At 30.8% G+C, this 19,886-nt stretch carries 21 protein-coding genes; 13 read left to right on the plus strand and 8 right to left on the minus strand.

What is annotated here, in order from left to right:
• Positions 1–114: 114 nt before the first annotated feature.
• From CD113_RS05820 to CD113_RS05865, 10 genes are all read left to right on the plus strand, one after another.
• Positions 115–561, plus strand: coding sequence for a hypothetical protein (locus CD113_RS05820; protein ID WP_002464914.1), 447 nt, complete (start codon positions 115–117; stop codon positions 559–561).
• 125 nt (positions 562–686) lie between these two features.
• Positions 687–1,169, plus strand: a complete 483-nt coding sequence (gene ybaK, locus CD113_RS05825) for a Cys-tRNA(Pro) deacylase (RefSeq protein ID WP_002464915.1) — start codon at positions 687–689, stop codon at positions 1,167–1,169.
• 355 nt (positions 1,170–1,524) lie between these two features.
• Positions 1,525–2,307 (plus strand): DeoR/GlpR family DNA-binding transcription regulator, encoded by a 783-nt coding sequence (locus tag CD113_RS05830; RefSeq protein WP_088177513.1) that lies wholly within the window; start codon positions 1,525–1,527, stop codon positions 2,305–2,307.
• On the plus strand, positions 2,285–3,205 hold the full coding sequence (gene pfkB / locus CD113_RS05835; protein WP_002464917.1) for a 1-phosphofructokinase: 921 nt from the start codon (positions 2,285–2,287) through the stop codon (positions 3,203–3,205). The genes CD113_RS05830 and pfkB overlap by 23 nt, the downstream gene beginning before the upstream one ends.
• Before the next feature lie 5 nt (positions 3,206–3,210).
• The gene (locus tag CD113_RS05840) at positions 3,211–5,169 is read left to right on the plus strand and encodes a PTS fructose transporter subunit IIABC (protein ID WP_002464918.1); all 1,959 of its coding nucleotides are present in this window, start codon (positions 3,211–3,213) and stop codon (positions 5,167–5,169) included.
• 636 nt (positions 5,170–5,805) lie between these two features.
• Complete coding sequence (gene nagA / locus CD113_RS05845; protein ID WP_002462152.1) at positions 5,806–6,993, plus strand: N-acetylglucosamine-6-phosphate deacetylase; 1,188 nt, start codon at positions 5,806–5,808, stop codon at positions 6,991–6,993.
• Between the two features lie 213 nt (positions 6,994–7,206).
• Positions 7,207–8,559, plus strand: coding sequence for a hemolysin family protein (locus CD113_RS05850; protein WP_040800987.1), 1,353 nt, complete (start codon positions 7,207–7,209; stop codon positions 8,557–8,559).
• Between the two features lie 205 nt (positions 8,560–8,764).
• Positions 8,765–9,604 carry an aldo/keto reductase gene (locus tag CD113_RS05855; protein WP_002462150.1) on the plus strand — a complete coding sequence of 280 codons (840 nt, stop codon included), beginning with the start codon at positions 8,765–8,767 and terminating at the stop codon, positions 9,602–9,604.
• Between the two features lie 125 nt (positions 9,605–9,729).
• Positions 9,730–10,698 carry a glycosyltransferase family 2 protein gene (locus CD113_RS05860; protein ID WP_002462149.1) on the plus strand — a complete coding sequence of 323 codons (969 nt, stop codon included), beginning with the start codon at positions 9,730–9,732 and terminating at the stop codon, positions 10,696–10,698.
• 229 nt (positions 10,699–10,927) lie between these two features.
• The gene (locus CD113_RS05865; protein WP_002462148.1) at positions 10,928–11,443 is read left to right on the plus strand and encodes a hypothetical protein; all 516 of its coding nucleotides are present in this window, start codon (positions 10,928–10,930) and stop codon (positions 11,441–11,443) included.
• Positions 11,444–11,652: 209 nt separating this feature from the next.
• Here the strand turns inward: CD113_RS05865 and saeS are convergent, their stop codons facing one another.
• From saeS to queC, 8 genes are all read right to left on the minus strand, one after another.
• Positions 11,653–12,705 carry a two-component system sensor histidine kinase SaeS gene (gene saeS / locus CD113_RS05870; protein ID WP_002462147.1) on the minus strand — a complete coding sequence of 351 codons (1,053 nt, stop codon included), beginning with the start codon at positions 12,703–12,705 and terminating at the stop codon, positions 11,653–11,655.
• A 1-nt stretch (position 12,706) separates the two neighbouring features.
• On the minus strand, positions 12,707–13,393 hold the full coding sequence (gene saeR, locus CD113_RS05875; RefSeq protein ID WP_002462146.1) for a response regulator transcription factor SaeR: 687 nt from the start codon (positions 13,391–13,393) through the stop codon (positions 12,707–12,709).
• Positions 13,368–13,841 carry a DoxX family membrane protein gene (locus tag CD113_RS05880; protein WP_002462145.1) on the minus strand — a complete coding sequence of 158 codons (474 nt, stop codon included), beginning with the start codon at positions 13,839–13,841 and terminating at the stop codon, positions 13,368–13,370. Before CD113_RS05880 ends, saeR begins: the two co-directional genes overlap by 26 nt.
• Before the next feature lie 109 nt (positions 13,842–13,950).
• A complete protein-coding gene (locus CD113_RS05885; RefSeq protein ID WP_002462144.1) occupies positions 13,951–14,382 on the minus strand; it encodes a DM13 domain-containing protein in 432 nt (143 codons plus the stop codon).
• A gap of 209 nt (positions 14,383–14,591) precedes the next feature.
• Entirely contained in the window at positions 14,592–15,173 is a 582-nt protein-coding gene (locus CD113_RS05890) for a hypothetical protein (protein ID WP_002462143.1), read from the minus strand.
• Positions 15,174–15,378: 205 nt separating this feature from the next.
• Entirely contained in the window at positions 15,379–16,092 is a 714-nt protein-coding gene (gene queE / locus CD113_RS05895; protein WP_002462142.1) for a 7-carboxy-7-deazaguanine synthase QueE, read from the minus strand.
• A complete protein-coding gene (gene queD, locus CD113_RS05900; RefSeq protein ID WP_002462141.1) occupies positions 16,085–16,516 on the minus strand; it encodes a 6-carboxytetrahydropterin synthase QueD in 432 nt (143 codons plus the stop codon). The genes queE and queD overlap by 8 nt, the downstream gene beginning before the upstream one ends.
• Positions 16,517–16,518: 2 nt before the next feature.
• Complete coding sequence (queC, locus tag CD113_RS05905; RefSeq protein WP_002462140.1) at positions 16,519–17,190, minus strand: 7-cyano-7-deazaguanine synthase QueC; 672 nt, start codon at positions 17,188–17,190, stop codon at positions 16,519–16,521.
• Positions 17,191–17,526: 336 nt separating this feature from the next.
• Here queC and CD113_RS05910 point away from each other — a divergent pair, with 336 nt between their 5' ends.
• From CD113_RS05910 to CD113_RS05920, 3 genes are read left to right on the plus strand one after another with little or no spacing between them, the layout of a single operon-like run.
• Entirely contained in the window at positions 17,527–18,120 is a 594-nt protein-coding gene (locus tag CD113_RS05910) for an anthranilate synthase component II (protein ID WP_002462139.1), read from the plus strand.
• Positions 18,104–19,255: a chorismate-binding protein gene (locus CD113_RS05915; RefSeq protein WP_002462137.1), complete on the plus strand. Its 1,152-nt coding sequence runs from the start codon at positions 18,104–18,106 to the stop codon at positions 19,253–19,255. Before CD113_RS05910 ends, CD113_RS05915 begins: the two co-directional genes overlap by 17 nt.
• Complete coding sequence (locus CD113_RS05920; protein ID WP_002462136.1) at positions 19,255–19,863, plus strand: aminotransferase class IV; 609 nt, start codon at positions 19,255–19,257, stop codon at positions 19,861–19,863. Before CD113_RS05915 ends, CD113_RS05920 begins: the two co-directional genes overlap by 1 nt.
• Positions 19,864–19,886: the final 23 nt, after the last annotated feature.

The following is a 19,886-nucleotide window of genomic DNA, read 5'->3' on the forward strand; positions in this document are numbered from 1 at the left end:
AGTATTAATAATATTACAAATATTACATTCATTTTAAATTGTAATCCACATATCTTTTTAGTAGTAAAACTATGTTAAGATAAAGAAAATTAATTAAGAAATGTGGGTAAGGGGATGACTTTTAAAAATATTTTTTTAAGTATTGTAGCAGTGCTATTAACGATATGTTTAGTCGTGTTACTTTTTCTAGCAACTAACCAAGATGCCTTAGCGAAAGTACATCAAACAATCAATACATTTTCAAAATTTAATACGTTATCCCATTCAACCGGGAAACAAAATTTTAATTTATTCGATGTAAAAACTGCTAAAGCTTCAGAAATTAATGAAACTAATAAACGACATCATAAAGTGAATGTAGTGGATAATAACAAAGAATCTGCAAAGCAAGAATGTAATGTTATTGCGACGAATTATGTGAAGAAGCATGCTAATAATACATTTTATTTGAAACATGTTAACTATACAGACAATGCTTCTAATTATATCTATTCAAATGGGAATAAAGCAGACAATAAAGCAATTAAAGTAACGCATCAGGGCGTATTACAAAGTAAATAGTGTATAAAAAGGTCGATAAGTTTAATTACTTATCGATCTTTTTAGTTCCATTAAGCGAAGTATTTATTAAATATTGTTAGTAGTGCTAAAATAATGATGTCTAAATAACTAGTGGAGGTGATAAAATGGCTAAGCATAAAAAAACGAATGCTATGCGTTTGTTAGATAGAGCTAAAATCAATTATCAAGTTAACACATTTGAAGTACCTGAACACCATATTAGTGGTGAAGAAGTTGCTAAACTAGTTAATGCCAATGTAACTGAAGTCTATAAAACGTTAGTATTAGAAAATCAAGAACATGATCATTTTGTATTTGTAATACCAGTCAATGAAAATTTAGATATGAAAGAGGCGGCTCATGTAGTTAATGAAAAGAAATTACATTTAATGCCCTTAGATGATTTAAAAGCTGTGACAGGATATGTACGTGGTGGATGTTCCCCAATTGGTATGAAACATTTATTCCCAACTGTATTGGATAAATCCATTGAAAACATAGATAAAGTAAATGTTAGTGGTGGACAAAGAGGTATGCAAATTATTATAGGTGTTAACGATTTAATTCAAATTACTAATGCGACAGTAGCAAATGTCATTCATGAATAGTAGATAACTCGTGTGTTGTAGGTTTTAATAGAGAAGTGTAGGATGAAAATCTTACACTTTTTTTATTTTGGTAATAAGACAGAAAAATGATGGCATAGTTCGATCAAAGTGACACTGTCTATGATTATAGTTTACAACATTACTATCAATTTACATTGTAGGTAGATGCTACTTATAAGTGCAGATAAATTAGAAAACACTTTTTGACTCACAGTTGAAATTTAATTTTAAAAGTACAACGCTTAGTTAGTCATTGTAAAATTACTGTCACATTTTGATTGTTTTTGATTGTTTTTGACAATTTATGATTGATTTATGAAAGCGTAAACACTATAATACAAAGTGAGATGAGGTGATGATGATGATAACTGAAAAAAGACACGACTTAATCATAGAACAATTAGGTCAAAAAGACTTTTTAACGTTACAAGAACTCATTGATAGAACAGGATGTAGTGCTTCTACAATTAGAAGAGATTTATCTAAACTTCAAGAGCAAGGCAAATTGCAACGAATTCATGGTGGTGCAATGCTAACATCAAATAGAATGGTTGAAGCAAATTTAACAGACAAAATGGCTACTAATCTTGAAGAGAAAGAAAGCATAGCTAAAATTGCAGCTCAACAAGTTAAAGACAATGATTGTATTTTTATTGATGCCGGCTCTACAACCTTAGAGATGATTAAACATATCAAAGCAAAAAATGTCATTGCAGTTACTAATGGCTTAACCCATGTACAAGTTTTATTACAACAAGGTATAAAAACATTGATGTTAGGTGGTCAAATCAAAGATAATACTTTAGCAACAGTTGGTTCTAGTGCAGTCGAAACGTTACGACGATATTGTTTTGATAAAGCATTTTTAGGAATGAACGGTCTAGATATCACCTTTGGTTTAACAACACCTGATGAACAAGAGGCATTAGTGAAACAAACTGCAATACAATTGGCAAATCAATCATTTATATTAATTGACCATTCAAAGTTTAATAAAGTATTTTTTGCACGTGTCTCTATGAATGAACAGACAGTAATCATCACTTCAGATAAAGCATTGAACAACAAAGACTCAGCAGAGTTTCGTTATAAATACAGTTTTATAGGAGGTTCATATGATTTACACAGTAACGTTTAATCCTTCTATTGATTACATCATGTTTACTGATGATTTTAAAATTGATGGATTAAACAGAGCGAAACAGACTTATAAATTCGCAGGTGGTAAAGGAATTAACGTGTCTCGCGTATTGAAAACATTAGATGTAGATTCTACTGCTTTAGGTTTTGCAGGTGGTTTTCCTGGGAAATTTATTTCTCAAACGCTAATCGATAGCCATATTCAAGCGCAATTCATTGAAGTTGATGAAGATACTCGAATTAACGTTAAATTAAAAACAGGACAAGAAACTGAAATTAACGCACCTGGACCTAATGTAACTGCCAAACAGTTTGAAGATTTATTAAATCAGATTAGCAATACAACTGAATCGGATGTAGTCATTGTAGCAGGAAGTGTGCCTACAAGTATTCCTAGTGATGCATATGCGCAGATTGCTAAAATTACGCAACAAACTGGTGCACAATTAGTAGTTGATGCAGAAAAAGAATTAGTAGAAACTGTATTGCCATATCACCCATTATTTATCAAGCCTAATAAAGATGAATTAGAAGTTATGTTTAACACGACAATCACAAATGATCTTGATGTTGTTAAATATGGACGTCAAATTTTACAACAGGGTGCCAAATCGGTCATTGTTTCATTAGGTGGAGATGGTGCAATTTATATTGATAGTAAGCAAAGTATCAAAGCTGTTAATCCAAAAGGTAAAGTAATTAATACAGTAGGTTCTGGTGATAGCACTGTAGCGGGAATGGTTGCTGGTTTATCACAAGGTTTATCTATTGAACAAGCGTTTCAACAAGCAGTTGCATGTGGAACTGCTACCGCATTTAATGATGACTTAGCCACAAGAGATGATATAGAAAAAATAAAATCTCAAGTTACAATTTCTGTACTTGATGGGGAGTGAACTCAATGAGAATTACTGAATTACTGACAAAAGATACAATTGCGATGGATTTAACTGCCACAGATAAAAATGGTGTCATCGATGAATTAGTTAATCAATTAGATAAAGCAGGTAAACTTAGTGATGTAAAAGCATTTAAAGAAGCTATTCATAATCGTGAATCTCAAAGTACAACAGGTATTGGTGAGGGTATTGCGATTCCTCATGCTAAAGTTGCTGCAGTTAAATCACCAGCAATAGCATTCGGTAAATCAAAACAAGGTGTGGATTATCAAAGTTTAGATATGCAACCAGCACATTTATTCTTTATGATTGCAGCTCCAGAAGGTGGCGCTCAAACACATTTAGATGCATTAGCAAAATTATCAGGTATTTTAATGGATGAAAATGTCCGCCATAAATTATTGAATGCAGCGACACCAGAGGAAGTATTACAAATCATAGACGCTGCAGATGATGAAGCTACTAAAGAAGAAGAACAAGAGCAACAAGCTGCAACTGTTGACACACAAAATAATGAAGCCCAAGATTCTAATGAACCTTATGTGCTAGCTGTCACAGCATGTCCTACTGGTATTGCTCATACTTATATGGCTAGAGATGCTTTGAAAAAACAAGCTGAAAAAATGGGTGTAAAAATCAAAGTAGAAACAAATGGTTCCGGGGGTATAAAAAATCATTTAACAGAACAAGATATAAAACGTGCAACGGGTATTATTGTTGCAGCAGATGTTCATGTTAATACAGATCGTTTTGATGGTAAAAATGTTGTTGAGGTACCTGTAGCAGACGGTATTAAACGTCCAGAAGAATTAATCAATATGGCTTTAGATACAAGTCGTAAACCATTTGTAGCTCGTGATGGTAATCATAAAGCTGACTCAGATAACAATAATGAAAAATTAAGTCCAGGAAAAGCATTTTATAAGCACTTAATGAACGGTGTTTCTAATATGTTACCGCTTGTAATTTCAGGTGGTATTATTATGGCAATCGTATTCTTATTCGGTGCTAACTCATTTGATCCAAAAAGTTCTGAGTATAACGCCTTTGCAGAACAATTGTGGAATATTGGTAATAAGAGTGCCTTTGCCTTAATTATTCCTATCTTAGCAGGTTTCATTGCGCGTAGTATTGCTGATAAACCAGGATTTGCAGCTGGTCTTGTTGGTGGTATGCTAGCAATTTCTGGCGGTTCAGGATTTATTGGTGGTATTATCGCAGGTTTCTTAGCAGGTTACTTAACTCAAGGTGTTAAAGCATTAGTTCGTAATTTACCTCAATCATTAGAAGGATTGAAACCTACACTTATCTATCCTTTACTTACAGTTTCAGCAACTGGATTACTAATGGTGTATGTCTTTAATCCACCAGCTTCATGGCTTAATCATTTATTATTAAATGGATTAAATAGTTTATCAGGTTCAAATATTATGTTATTAGGTTTAGTTATTGGCGCTATGATGGCGATTGATATGGGTGGTCCATTCAATAAAGCAGCATATGTATTTGCGACAGCAGCCTTAACTGAAGGAAATGCTGCACCAATAACAGCAGCTATGGTTGGAGGAATGATTCCACCATTAGCAATTGCAACAGCAATGTTAATATTCAAACGTAAATTTACTAAAGAACAACGTGGATCTATTATTCCAAACTATGTAATGGGCTTATCATTTATTACAGAAGGTGCTATTCCGTTTGCAGCTGCTGACCCATTACGTGTTATTCCATCAATGATGGTTGGTTCAGGTGTTGGTGGAGCGATTGCGTTAGGTTTAGGTTCACGCATTGCAGCACCTCATGGTGGTATCTTTGTAATTGTAGGGACTGACTTCTCACACATTTTACAAACATTACTTGCATTAGTAGTTGGTACAATTGTTTCAGCGTTAATGTATGGTATTTTAAAACCAAAAGTAACAAAAACTGAAATTGAAGCATCTGAAGCAATGGATGAATAATTGAGATGTAACAGAAGTTGAGACATAAGCGTTTCAACTTCTGTTTTTATTTTGTCTGATTCTCTTCCAAATTGGACTGATACATAATTATTTTTTTAAGCCTCGCACCCCAACCTTGCCCGTTTTGCACATTTAGAACTAGTTAGATTTATAATCTTTACTAGTTCTTATGCAGTTGCACTAATAGTGTCAACTGTAATCCTTTTTAAAATTTTTCTATGACGGGTCCCTGCATTTCTTGTAGAAACTGTTTCACAGTTTCTCTGTGTTGGGTCCCTACCTCAGGAGTCTCGGCTTAAAAATAATTTATATTTTAAATTATTCACTTTTTATTTATCAGTCCTGAAAAAAATAGAGAACCTTTTATCTTTAGAATTGACATTGTTTTGCTATTAAATTTAGTAAATACAAATGTTGCAATTGAATTAATGATTGTACTTTTTAGTGTTTCTTATTTAACTATAAGATGAAGTTATAACTACAGAACTTATGGTATCAAACTCAAATTGACTGATTTAAAAAGATAATAAATTGATAGATTATCCACTTTATAAAGTATATTAATATGAGAATAATTAAACATATAGTAAAATAATGACTGACTTTAAGGAAAAATTGAGCAAAGAAGGTTATAACGTGTCACAAACAATCATTTATAATGGTAATGTTTATACAGAACATGGGAAAATTGAACAAGGTTATATACATATTTGTGATGGCAAAATTAAGAAAGTTGGACAAGGGGATTTTGTACAACAACTTGATGTTAATGAACGTCAGCATGTCGAAATGATCGATGCTAAAGGTCATCATATATTACCTGGTTTTATAGATATTCATATTCATGGTGGTTATGGTGAAGACGCCATGGATGCTTCATTTAAAGGTTTACAACATTTATCACAGTCATTGCTATCAGAAGGTACAACGTCATTTTTAGCAACGACCATGACACAATCAACTGACAATATTACAAAAGCGTTAAGTAATATTGCTAATTATAGTCAACAACAAAGTACTGATGACTGTGCAGAAATCATCGGTATACATTTAGAAGGCCCGTTTATTTCTGAACATAAAGTAGGTGCACAACATCCACAATTTGTTCAGCGACCTTCTAGTGAAAAAATTCGCAACTTGCAACAAACTGCTAATGGTTTAATAAAAATTATTACCTTTGCTCCGGAAGTAGAAGGCGCATTAGACACATTAAATGATTTGAAAGATGAATTTATTTTTTCAATAGGTCATACAATTGCAACTTTTGATCAAACAAATGAAGCAGTGACGAATGGTGCGAAACATATTACACATTTATACAATGCTGCATCACCATTCCTTCATAGAGAACCAGGGGTATTTGGTGCAGCTTGGTTAAGTGAGCAGCTTAATACAGAATTAATTGTAGATGGCGTACATGCTCATCCAGCAGCTGTAAATATTGCTTATCGATTAAAAGGGAATAAACATTTTTATTTAATCACTGATGCCATGCGTGCAAAAGGTATGCCTGATGGAGATTATGATCTTGGTGGGCAAAATGTTATTGTCAAAGATAATGAAGCTAGATTAGCTGATGGAACATTAGCTGGAAGTATATTAACAATGAATCAAGGCTTGCACAATTTACTTAACTATACCGAAGCTCATCTAGAAGAGTTATGGCGTGTAACGAGTTTAAATCAGGCTATTGCTTTAAATATTGATGATAGTAAAGGAAGTATTAAAGAAAACAAAGATGCTGACTTAGTTATCGTAAATGATCAAATCGATGTTATAACTACCATAAAAAATGGTAAAAAGCATAACTATAAACCTTATTAAATAATATATTGAAATATAAAAGGTATATCATTTATTTACAAAAGCATAAAATATTGTGCTAAAATAGAAGCAATACATTTTTTTCGGAGGTGTCGCAATGGGAAGGCCATAGCATGTAATCTTATCAGCAACTACTTAGATTATAAAGAATACGTGTTACCCATCAGTGACACACATTATATGGAGGTGAATCCCTAGAGATAGGGAATAAACTTGGAGACTTCGACCATAATTAGTTTGATTATATTTATTTTATTAATTGCATTAACTACTGTCTTTGTAGGATCAGAATTTGCATTAGTAAAAATTAGAGCAACAAGGATAGAGCAATTAGCAGATGAAGGTAATAAACCAGCTAAAATCGTTAAAGCAATGATTGCAAACTTAGATTATTATCTTTCAGCATGTCAATTAGGTATTACAGTAACATCTTTAGGTTTGGGTTGGTTAGGAGAACCGACTTTTAATAAACTTTTACGTCCTTTATTTGAAGCAATGCATTTACCTAGTGCATTAATTACAACAATTTCATTTGCTGTAGCATTTATTATTGTGACGTATTTACATGTCGTTTTAGGTGAATTAGCACCTAAATCATTTGCTATTCAACATACAGAACGCATTGCCTTATTATATGCACGTCCATTATTTTATTTTGGTAATATTATGAAACCATTAATTTGGTTAATGAATGGTTCGGCTCGTGTTATTATAAGAATGTTTGGTGTTGATCCAGATGCTCAAAATGATGCTATGTCAGAAGAAGAAATTAAAATTATTATTAATAATAGTTATAATGGTGGAGAAATTAACCAAACAGAATTGGCATATATGCAAAATATCTTTTCATTTGATGAAAGACATGCCAAAGATATCATGGTGCCTAGAACACAAATGGTAACGTTAAATGAACCATTCAATGTAGATGAATTACTTGAAACAATTAAAGAACATCAGTTTACACGTTATCCAATTTCTGATGATGGTGATAAAGACCATATCAAAGGTTTTATTAATGTTAAAGAATTTTTAACTGAGTATGCTTCAGGGAAACCTATTAAAATTGCAAACTATATTCATGAATTACCTATGATTTCTGAAACGACACGTATCAGTGATGCATTAATTAGAATGCAACGTGAACATGTACATATTAGTTTAATCATTGATGAATATGGTGGTACAGCTGGTATTTTAACAATGGAAGATATACTTGAAGAAATTGTTGGTGAAATTCGTGATGAATTTGATGATGATGAAGTTAATGATATCGTTAAGATTGACGATAAAACATTCCAAATTAATGGTAGAGTGTTGTTAGATGATCTAACTGATGACTTTGGCATTGAATTTGAAGATTCAGAGGATATTGATACGATTGGTGGTTGGTTACAGTCACGTAATACGAATCTACAAAAAGATGATTTTGTTAACACAACTTATGATCGATGGGTAGTATCTGAAATTGATAATCATCAAATTGTTTGGGTAATTTTAAATTATGAATTTAATGCCACAAGACCAACGATCGGTGAAGATGATGAAGTAGACGATAAATCTGAATAAGATTAAAACAAACAGCTTGAGATTATGAAATCTTAAGTTGTTTTTATTTTGGCTTGTCACATAAATGTTGATATTAAATATGATGAATTTTCTAATTGCATATATTTTATAAATTAATATATACTTTTGTACTTTTAATTGAGTTAGTAGCTGTTTTTGGGGTATGTTATGTATAAGTATATTTTTATGAATGGAGCGATTATAAATGATAAATGACAGCCAAATTTTGAATAATGGTTATCCAATGCCATCAGTTGGTTTAGGTGTTTATAAAATAGATGACGATGGAATGGAAAAAGTAGTCACAACAGCACTAGATGCTGGTTATCGTGCCTTTGATACCGCTTATTTTTATGGCAATGAACAAGCTTTAGGCCGTGCATTATCGCAAAGTGATATTCCACGTGAAGATTTATTTATCACAACTAAATTATGGAATGATTATCAAGGATATGACAAGACATTTGAATACTTTCAAAAATCACTAGAACATTTAGGTACTGATTATTTAGATTTGTTTCTAATTCATTGGCCTTGTGAAGCTGATGGTTTATTTATTGAAAGTTACCAAGCGATGGAAGAACTTTATGAGCAAGGTAAGGTTAAAGCGATTGGTGTGTGTAATTTTAAACAACATCATTTAGAAAAATTAATGGCACATACTAACATTAAGCCGATGGTTAATCAAATTGAATTACATCCATATTTTAATCAACAAGATGTACAAGAGTTTTGCGATAACCATGACATTAAAGTAACAGCATGGATGCCGTTAATGAGAAATAGAGGATTACTAGAAGATCCTGTTATAGTTAAATTAGCTGAAAAATATCAAAAAACGCCTGCTCAAATAGTATTACGCTGGCATTTGGCGCATAATAGAATTATTATTCCTAAATCTAAAACGCCTGAACGAATTCGTGAAAACTATGATCTATTTGATTTTAATTTAGAAATAACTGAAGTAGCTGAAATAGATAGCTTAAATAAAAATGCACGACAAGGTAAAGATCCAGATAAAGTTAGAATTGGAGATTTAAAATAGTCATATGTAAGAAAGCGTTTGAAAAAATTGAAGTGGACTAATAAAAATGAAGTACTTATTGTTATAGAACATTAATAAAATATCACTTAATTCTAAAAGTAATTAAGTGAGAAGGATGGACGCAAATGGAGATAAGGGTCATCATACCTTGTTATAATGAACAAGAAGTTTTAGTGGCAACATATAAGAAATTGACAACAATCATGACTAAAGACAGTGAACTACAAAATTATCACTATAATTTATTATTTATTGATGATGGAAGTAAGGATTTGACGATTGATCAGTTACAAGAGATTGCTGCTAAAGATAAGCGTGTCAATTATATTTCGTTTAGTCGTAATTTTGGTAAAGAAGCAGCTATGATAGCAGGCTTTCAACATAGTCAAAATTATGATGCCGTTGTTATGATTGATTGCGATTTACAGCATCCACCAGAATATATACCAGAAATGATAGCAGGTTTTAAAGAAGGTTATGATCAAGTTATTGCCAAAAGAAATCGTGATGGTGAAAATTTGAGTCGCAAAATGATGACTAGAGCTTATTATAAATTAGTTAATAATTTTGTTGAAGAGATACAATTTGCTGATGGTGTTGGTGATTTTAGATTATTAAGCCAAAGAGCTGTCAAAGCTATTGCGTCATTAGACGAATACAATCGTTTTTCAAAAGGTTTGTTTGAATGGATTGGATACAATACTAAAGTCTTTATGTATCAAAATATTGAAAGGCAACAAGGAGAATCAAAGTGGTCTTTTGCTAAACTGTTAAATTATGGTATTGATGGATTAATTTCTTTTAATAATAAACCTTTACGACTAATGATATATCTAGGATTATTTATCTTTTCAATTAGTATTTTATACATTGTTTATCTATTTATTAATATTTTAATATCTGGCATAAATATTCCTGGCTATTTCACAACCATAGCAGCAATTTTACTATTAGGAGGTATACAACTCATTTCGATAGGAATTGTTGGAGAATATATAGGTAGAATATATTATGAAGTTAAGGGTCGACCAAAATATATTATCCAGACGACCGATTTAACACAACCTAATATTCGATACTATGATGAAAAATAATAGTTATGTAAACCCTGCAAAGATGACTTTCTTGTCTTTGTAGGGAATTTTTTTGATTAAGAATGATATAGATAAGACACTAGCGGCATTTTTTATAATAATAAATGTTGGTAATATTTGGCTTATTACAATTTTTAGTATATTTGAATCCAATAATTAATATTTAACATAAATTTGTGAAATATATTGTGTTAAAATATAATTATAAAAAACAAAAGGATGGTTATGTATGAAAATTAGACATTTATTAGTAGCTGGAGTTAGTGCATCAATTATTTTAACAGGTTGTAATGATAAAGAGAGTCAAACAGCTAATAAACATGAAGAACATAAGGATAATAGTGAGAATAAGACGAGTAATATACATAAGAATGACAAAGAAAATAACGACATAAATGACAATAGCGCGATGAATAATAATCAAAATAGCAATCAAAATAATCATGTTGAGACACAGGCTGAGGCGAATCAACGTTTACAAGAAGAAAGTAGATCAGAGCATAATGGCTTAACTAATTCAGAATACGCTATTCAAAGTATGAAGAATACAAATAATAAAGAATATCAGGATTATTTAAATGCAAAGCAAGCGCAGTATAATTTAACTCATATGTCACCAGAGCAAAAAGCCAAAGGTGCTGGTGGAGGTGGTGCAGGTTGGAATTATGCTGATGAAAATGAGAGCTTTGAGCAATGGAAAGCTAGAACCGATGTACAAAAAGCTAATGCAGGTTATACAGAGTAAAAACCATAAAAGATTGAATCATAAATGAGGTTGGCACAAAAAGCATTTTACACTTAAAATTAAGTATTTGGCAGTAACTGTCTGGTTTGTAAAATGCTAATATATCAACATTTTACAAACCTAGTCAGTCCTGCCGAGGTGGGCCTACGAAATAATTTGTTTTTGAAATAATTATTTTTGTCCCACTCCTATTTTTTATTATTTGATTGTCAACTATGCACGTGTAATTTTTTTAAACTAACATTCATCGTAGTACCTCTATCAATATCACTGTTAACTGTTATTTGCGCATGAATTTGTTGAGCTAATTCCTGTGCAATATAAAGTCCTAATCCTGAACCTCCAGTTTCAATATTACGAGAATTTTCAACTCTAAAGGTACGTTCAAATATGCGATGTTGAAGTTCAGGTAATATACCAATACCTTCATCCTTAATAGCAATATCTATCGTTTGTAATTCTTTATTGTCTTTAATTGAGATGTCAATACGACTACCCATACTAGAAAACTTAATAGCATTATCTAGCAAATTGGTTAATATACGTTCAAGAGGGATTCTATATTGATAAAATGCATCTACTTTGCTACAGAAATTAACTACTAACGTGCGATTTTCTTGTCTTATACGTTGCTCATAAGGTTGTAAAATTGAGACTAATAATTGGTCGAGTTGAAGTAATTCAGTGGGGTAAGTCTTACCAGTATTTAAAGTAATGATATGTGTCATTGCATCAAACAAAGAGGATAAACGATTAGCTTGTTTAATTAAAATATCGTAGGACGCTTTGATTTCGTCATCTTTAGAAATGATGCCGTCTCTTAACCCTTCTGAATATGAAATAATACTTGCTAAAGGTGTTTTTAAATCATGAGCTAAATTTTGAATTAACTCGTTTTTTTCTTGTTGTTCAGATTTAATTTGATCCATTTGTTTCGTAATTTCATCGGCCATTTTGTTGAAAGACTGATTTAATTCATAAATTTCTTTTGGTGAATTGAAGTCGTGATCATTAGTTATGATATTGCCATTAGCAAACTGTTTAGTTTTAATATTAAAATGCTTTATTTTTTGAATTAAAGGATTTATAAAAACACTGCATATTAATAAAGTTAGGCAACTTGTGATAATGGTTGTTAATGTTAAAGTGACAGTCATATGACCATTGAACCACATTAACTTATAAGCAATGGCTAAAATAATTGTTGTTAGTAATACAGTGCTAATAACACTAATTACAATTTGACTTCTTATTGATAACATACTAACTGCTCCTTTCAAATTTGTATCCAAGGCCCCACACAGTAGTTATCGTATAAGAAGTAAATGATTCTTTCTCTAATTTTTCTCTAATTCTATGAATATGCACATTTACAGTATTGGCATCTTCATAAAAATCATATCCCCAAACTTCCTCAAGTAATTCAGATTTAGAAATGACTTGATTTTCTCTTGATGCTAAATACCAAAGCAATTCAAATTCCTTAATACGCATTGTTAAATCATGACCATTAATTGTTATAACTTTGCTTAAATTACAGAGAGAAAGTTCATCAAAGTTTAATTGATCGATAGGGTGATGTTGGTACTTTTTAATACGATTTAATAAATTATTGGTACGAAGAACGAGTTCTCTAGGGCTGAATGGTTTTTTAATATAATCATCAGCCCCTAAAGTTAGAGCATAAATAGTATCATGTTCTTGAGTTTTGGCAGTTAAATAAATAAAAGGTATATCTAATTGTTGTTGTTTCATTTCTTTAACAATATCATAGCCATTAACTTCGGGCATCATAATATCTAATATCATAATGTCTATATCATACGACAACAGTGATATAGCTTCATGTCCGTTAGTTGTTGTTGTAACTTGATAACCTTCATATTCAAAATATGTTTGGCATATATCAACTATATCCTGTTCATCATCTACGAGAAGGATGTGTGTCATGTTTGTTTTCACCTCTATGTTTAAAGGACTTAATATAATTAATAACAGATGGGAGTGAAAGTTGTCTCAATGTATTGTGATGCATTAATAATATAATAAATAAAGCAAGCTGAAGAGGATAACTAAAAATCATATCTGCTAAAATATAATTTAGCATAACAAAAGCACCAAAGAAACTAGCAGTATAAGATAGTACACCGAATAGTAATCCTAATCCAATAGCTAATTCACCTAAAGGTATAACAAAATCAAATAATGAAGTTGAATGCGTAACAACATGTTCAAAGAACCATTTATACCATACTGGAGAATCAGTATTATCTTTGATAACAGGTACAAGTCCTTTTAAAGTAAAGTTACCAGTTAATTTTTCAAAACCTTGTAGTAACATAATTGTTCCTGAAACTAAACGTACGATAAAGATTAAAATAAGTTGTAATATTTTCATGATGTTCACACACTTTCTATTTATAATGTTGTTAGTTAATTTAAATTATTAGATGCAAGGTAAGGTGTCTAATCAATGTAGTAATCAGACACCTTAATAACTGTATATATTATTTTAATTTAGCTCCACCGAAAATAACATGTGCTTTTTTACAGTAAATTGTAACTTCATTGTATTTATTCAAATCAACATGTTTTAAGTCGAAAGTTTGAGTTTTTTTATCATAATCTACAGTTGAAATTTCTTTACCCTTTTTTATATCTCCATTTTTAGTTAAATAGACATGTAAGTCTGGACCTTTTGAAGATTTATAATCTGTTAACATTAATTTACCATCTTTAATTTCAGCTTTTCCTTCTACTTTTTCTCCATTTTTAGATGAGAATGTACCCATTAAATGTTTTGATGTATCTGTTTTGATATTTGTATCTTCGCTTTTAGCTTTGTTGTCAGAATGATTATCATTATTTGAATTTCCACATGCTGATAAAGATAATATGGTTGCAATCGCTCCTGCTGCATAGAAATATTTAATATTCATATTAAGTTCCTCATTTCTTTAATTTTTATAATTTAATTTTAAAATGAAGGTGTATGAGATACCATTAACTATTTCTTAATTACAATTAAATGAAGTTAAAATTTAACAATAATCTTGTAATAAAATGACCGTTTAATGATATTGAATAATAAATGAAAAATAAAAAACAACGACAATCATTATTAATGAAGTCGTTGTTTACTAGTATGCTAATTGAAGTTAAATATTTTTTGCCAAAAAAGAAATAACGTGAAGATCATATAAATAATTAAGTATAAATACCAATATGGTGTTAGTATCATCATAACAATAAAAGATATATTAATGATGACCAAGCCAATAGTTAGAAAGCGATATTGTTTCTTGTTTGATTGGTTATATTCATTGTGGAATGTTGCTACAAATAAAAATATACAACCGATTAAGAAGATGGTTGGTGCTAAAAATGGCACAGACATATAAATAGATTGTGTACTTGAATAATCAGTAACGCGTTGGGTTAAACTAACAACAATGGTTAATATGATAGCAATAAATTTTTGTTCACTTATTAGTGCACGAGATATTTTATTATCTACATATATTTGTAACAAGGTCCAAATAATAAACATGCTAATAGTAGTTAAAGTAATAAAATTAAATTTATCTAATATAAATGTATTTATTATTGTATTAATAGTTATTGCAAGTAACATTGCACTTAAAGATAAATGTTTCAGTCGATGTCGATATATATCTAAACCAGTTATAAGTATGACGACAGCGATATTAATTAAAATATATGAAATCATGTCTAACTCCTATTCGTTATACTTTGATAAATAATTATATCAATATATATCTATTTATTCATTATATAAGACTTATAAAGGAGTGGTACCACGAAACAATTTGTTTTAAATCAAATATTTCGTAGTACCACTCTTAATCTAAAACAGTTACTATCATTTATATCATCTTATTAAGTATATAATACTTTTTGTTTTAGTATCTAAGTTAAACACCTTTCATATTGCTCCACAATAATGTATGTAGTTGTGGTAATACATAAACATCATTCATTTCATTACTATCGATGACCATATCAACTAATTGTTCATATCTGTGTAATAATTTAGCCGTATGATTTTCGACATTATCAGCTAAATACGGATTGCCTACTTGAAGATAAAAAGGGATGTCTGGATAACGATGATGAATCATTTTGGCAAATTCAAAGTCATTATCATCAAAAATAACAACTTTTAAATTTAATGATGATTTGACACATTGTGAAATAACGTCATCTAATTTTGCTAAATCTGGTATCATTGATGAACTTGGAGGTTTGGGACTAATCGTTAAATCATCAATCTGCGTCATCCAAGGTTGAAATTTACTACCTTGTGTTTCAAGAGCAGAAACAATACCTTTGGCATCAAATAAATCGACTAATTCTTGGATACCTTTGATTAAAGCCGGGTTGCCACCAGAAATGGTTACATGGTTAAATCTATCTCCACCAACTTTAACTAATTGATCATATATTTCTTCAGCAGTCATCAATTGAATATCGTCTTTTGCACTGCCATCCCATGTAAATGCTGAATCGCACCAACTACAACGATAATCACAACCTGCAGTTCTGACAAACATGGTTTTACGCCCAATAACACGACCTTCACCTTGAATGGTTGGTCCAAATATTTCTAATACTGGAACTTTAGCCATTGTGTTGTTGACACTCCTTTGGTCTAAATACAACGTAACTAGTTGGTGTTTCACGTAAATATACTTGAACACATTGTGGGTGATTGTCTCTAGTATTTAATTCTTCTTGAACGATACTATATATTTTGTGTGCTACTACTTCCGTAGAAGGTGACTGACCTTCAAATGCAGGTAATTGATTTAATAAATCATGGTCAAATTGATCATGAATTAATTTTTTTAAATAACTAAAATTAACTAAAAAACCATTATGATCTAATTCATCACCAGCAATAGTCAAGTTGACAAAATAAGTATGTCCATGGGTACGCATACATTTGCCAGCATCTTCACTAGGAATAAAATGAGCAGCAGAAAAATTGAAATCTTTATTAAGTTCAAATTGAAAAGGGTGATCAGTACTTGGATAAATTTGTTGTAGCATAATTATTTAGCTCCTTTTCTTTCTAAATATTGTGTTAAACCACGTTGACGTAACTGACATGATGGGCACTCACCACAACCATCGCCAATAACGCCGTTATAACAAGTGATCGTGTTGTTACGTATATAATCTAAGACGCCTAATTCATCACTAAGTTCCCATGTAGCAGCTTTGTCTAGCCACATAAGAGGTGTATGGATAACAAAGTCTCTATCCATAGCCAGACTTAAAGTAACGTTCATAGATTTAATAAAGTTATCACGACAATCTGGGTAACCAGAAAAATCTGTTTCACACACACCAGTAATGATATGTTTGGCATCGATTTGATAAGCTAATGCACCAGCGAATGATAAGAATAATAAGTTGCGGGCAGGGACAAAAGTATTAGGTATACCATCTTCATTATTACTGATTTCCATCTCATGATTAGTTAAAGCATTAGGTGTAAGTTGAGACAATAATGACATATCTAAGACATGGTGTTTTAAACCTTGTTCTTGAGCTATTTGTTTGGCAACTTCAATTTCGCTATCGTGTCTTTGGCCATAATTAAACGTTACGAGTTCGACATCTTTAAAATATTTTTTAGCATAAAATAAGCAAGTTGTACTATCTTGACCACCACTAAATACTACGAGTGCTTTTTCATTTTGCAATACGCTTTCTGTCATAGTTATCGCTCCTATTAATTTTAGAATAAATGATAATATCAAAGTTTGTTTTCGTTAAAATGTCTTTTTAGTACAATAAAAAAAGCCTATCTCCATAAAAGATAGACGAAAGAAATGGATTACTTCTATAATATAAATAATAGTAGTACCAACAAAAGTTTTTAATTTCAATGTCTAGTTTTTTATAGAGGGTTTCAGCTAGGAACCTCTGAATATTATTTTAGTTACGTTGATTAGAATAAACTATCTATGTATGAAAATCAAGGTTACTTAATGATGATATTAAGTATAAGTAATTAAAATGATAATAAATAATGAACAAAGTGGGAGTTTAACATGATTATAGTTATAGATAATAATGATTCATTTACGTATAATTTAATAGACTATTTGGCAACTCAAACTACAGACAAAATTGAAGTCATATCAATTAATGAGCTATCACTATCTTATCTACAACATCATTTTCCAAGTGCTATTGTTATTTCACCAGGGCCAGGTAAGCCAGAAGACTATCCTATTTTGTATGACGTATTATCAATGTTTGCTAGTGATGTTCCGATTCTAGGTATCTGTTTAGGTTTTCAAATTTTATATACATATTATGGTGGAAATGTTATACATAATAGCTATCCTGTACATGGTGAAACAACAGTTATTCAACATAATAATCATAGGTTATTTCAAGGGTTACCACAAAACTTTAAAGTTATGAGATATCATTCATTAATGGCTGATATTGATACATTACCGCCAGATATCGTTGTTACAGCTCGAAATGAAGATAATGTGATCATGGGAATTGCTCATAATCATTTACCATTATATGGATTACAATATCATCCAGAATCAATTCTAAGTGAATTTGGTCATGACCAGATTAAATTGTTTTTGCAGGAGGTAATGTACGCTAATGACGATCATATTTAATTACCGCTATTATATTAATGAAGATGACTATGAAACATATCATTTAAAATGTCATAAATATGCTGATAAATGTGTTGCTCAATCCTTAGCATCGGTTGCAGAAGTTGTAAAATTTGCTGAACAGCAGCAACGACTTGGAAGATATGTAGCAATATATCTTAGTTATGAAGCGGCACAACATTTTAATGTCAATATGATAACATATGATTTACAGAAGGATGACATATATGCTGTAGCCTATAGCTTTGACAAAGTTGAATGGCAACCAAGTTATATTAATCATACAGTAAGACATAAGGCTAAACATCAATTTACTTTTGAAACATCACAACAAACTATGATGAATAATATTAAGCAGATTCAACAAGCTATAGTTGAAGGAAATACTTATCAAGTTAATTATACAACAAGATTAGTTGATCGTATTATTTATCCAATCTCTGAGTTGTATTATAATTTAACACAAGAAAGTAACGGTAATTATACCGTATTAATGGACACTGATGAAGTTAAAGTTGCTTCCATTTCTCCGGAGTTATTTTTTCAAAAAGGAGAGTTTAAAAGTCAAAGCAACATGATAGTGAGTAAACCAATGAAAGGTACTATGCCAAGAGGAAAAACGACTAAAGAAGATAAAAAGAACTATGAAATATTAGCAAATTCAACGAAAGATCAAGCGGAGAATGTCATGATTGTCGATTTACTACGTAACGATATTTCTAGAATTGCTAAACAAGGCACTATTGCAGTATATAAATTATTTTTTATAGAACAGTATAAGACAGTTTTTCAAATGACATCGATGGTGTGTGGCCAACTTTCTAGCAATCAACAATTACATGATATATTGACTGCACTATTTCCATGCGGTTCGATTACAGGAGCACCAAAATTAAATACGATGAAATACATTCAGTCATTAGAAACGTCTGTGAGATCGATATATTGTGGGACGATAGGATTATTATTACCTACACGAGATGCGAGAATGATTTTTAATATTCCAATTCGTACGATTGAGTATCGTAATAATCAAGCTATATACGGTGTTGGTGCCGGTATTACTATTAACTCTGTAGCCGAGGATGAAGTACAAGAATTTTATGATAAAACGAAGCTTTTGGAGATGTTATAATGCAATTATTTGAAACAATGAAAATAGACCATGGGGATATTCCAAGGTTGGAGTATCATACAAAACGTATACAACAGTCAAGTCATCAATTAGGTTTTACATTTAATATTGAAGATTGGCATAATTTGATATCATTATTAAAAGTAAACTATGTACAAGGAATTTATCGTTTGAAAATTTCATTGAATAGACAAGGTGAGTTTGATTATATCGCAGCACCAATTGCAAATAAGGAAATGTTTACAGCACAATTTGAAAAGGCAAGCCAGCATGTACCAAGGGAAATTGTTACAAACAAGACAACCCATAGAAAACATCTAGCGCATATGCATACGACAGATTTAATATTGCTATATGATAATAAAGGTAAAATATTAGAATTTGATATTGGTAATATCATGATAGAAGAGAATGGTAAGTGGTATACTCCAATCTTTGAAGAAGATTTTTTAAAAGGATGTATGCGACAACAATTAATCGATAATGAACAATTACAAGAGAAAAATTACTTCAAAAATGATTTAATTAAAAAAATAAAAAATGATATGGTTCGTATATATCTCATTAATAGCTTAAGAGAGGTTGCCGAGGTCAGTATAAACATTTAAAATTGATATTAAATATCTAACAA

The sequence above is a fragment of the Staphylococcus simiae genome (assembly GCF_002902085.1).
Classification (GTDB): domain Bacteria; phylum Bacillota; class Bacilli; order Staphylococcales; family Staphylococcaceae; genus Staphylococcus; species Staphylococcus simiae.

Excerpts from the sequence above, each read along its gene's own strand:
- CD113_RS05920 (WP_002462136.1), top strand. The coding sequence starts at position 19,255 with ATGCAATTATTTGAAACAATGAAAATAGACCATGGGGATATTCCAAGG.
- ybaK (WP_002464915.1), top strand. The coding sequence starts at position 687 with ATGGCTAAGCATAAAAAAACGAATGCTATGCGTTTGTTAGATAGAGCT.
- pfkB (WP_002464917.1), top strand. The coding sequence starts at position 2,285 with ATGATTTACACAGTAACGTTTAATCCTTCTATTGATTACATCATGTTT.
- CD113_RS05890 (WP_002462143.1), bottom strand. The coding sequence starts at position 15,173 with ATGATTTCATATATTTTAATTAATATCGCTGTCGTCATACTTATAACT.
- CD113_RS05860 (WP_002462149.1), top strand. The coding sequence starts at position 9,730 with ATGGAGATAAGGGTCATCATACCTTGTTATAATGAACAAGAAGTTTTA.
- queE (WP_002462142.1), bottom strand. The coding sequence starts at position 16,092 with ATGGCTAAAGTTCCAGTATTAGAAATATTTGGACCAACCATTCAAGGT.
- CD113_RS05830 (WP_088177513.1), top strand. The coding sequence starts at position 1,525 with ATGATGATGATAACTGAAAAAAGACACGACTTAATCATAGAACAATTA.
- CD113_RS05840 (WP_002464918.1), top strand. The coding sequence starts at position 3,211 with ATGAGAATTACTGAATTACTGACAAAAGATACAATTGCGATGGATTTA.
- CD113_RS05880 (WP_002462145.1), bottom strand. The coding sequence starts at position 13,841 with ATGAAAATATTACAACTTATTTTAATCTTTATCGTACGTTTAGTTTCA.
- saeR (WP_002462146.1), bottom strand. The coding sequence starts at position 13,393 with ATGACACACATCCTTCTCGTAGATGATGAACAGGATATAGTTGATATA.
- saeS (WP_002462147.1), bottom strand. The coding sequence starts at position 12,705 with ATGTTATCAATAAGAAGTCAAATTGTAATTAGTGTTATTAGCACTGTA.
- CD113_RS05855 (WP_002462150.1), top strand. The coding sequence starts at position 8,765 with ATGATAAATGACAGCCAAATTTTGAATAATGGTTATCCAATGCCATCA.
- CD113_RS05910 (WP_002462139.1), top strand. The coding sequence starts at position 17,527 with ATGATTATAGTTATAGATAATAATGATTCATTTACGTATAATTTAATA.
- CD113_RS05915 (WP_002462137.1), top strand. The coding sequence starts at position 18,104 with ATGACGATCATATTTAATTACCGCTATTATATTAATGAAGATGACTAT.
- CD113_RS05885 (WP_002462144.1), bottom strand. The coding sequence starts at position 14,382 with ATGAATATTAAATATTTCTATGCAGCAGGAGCGATTGCAACCATATTA.
- CD113_RS05820 (WP_002464914.1), top strand. The coding sequence starts at position 115 with ATGACTTTTAAAAATATTTTTTTAAGTATTGTAGCAGTGCTATTAACG.
- queD (WP_002462141.1), bottom strand. The coding sequence starts at position 16,516 with ATGCTACAACAAATTTATCCAAGTACTGATCACCCTTTTCAATTTGAA.
- queC (WP_002462140.1), bottom strand. The coding sequence starts at position 17,190 with ATGACAGAAAGCGTATTGCAAAATGAAAAAGCACTCGTAGTATTTAGT.
- CD113_RS05865 (WP_002462148.1), top strand. The coding sequence starts at position 10,928 with ATGAAAATTAGACATTTATTAGTAGCTGGAGTTAGTGCATCAATTATT.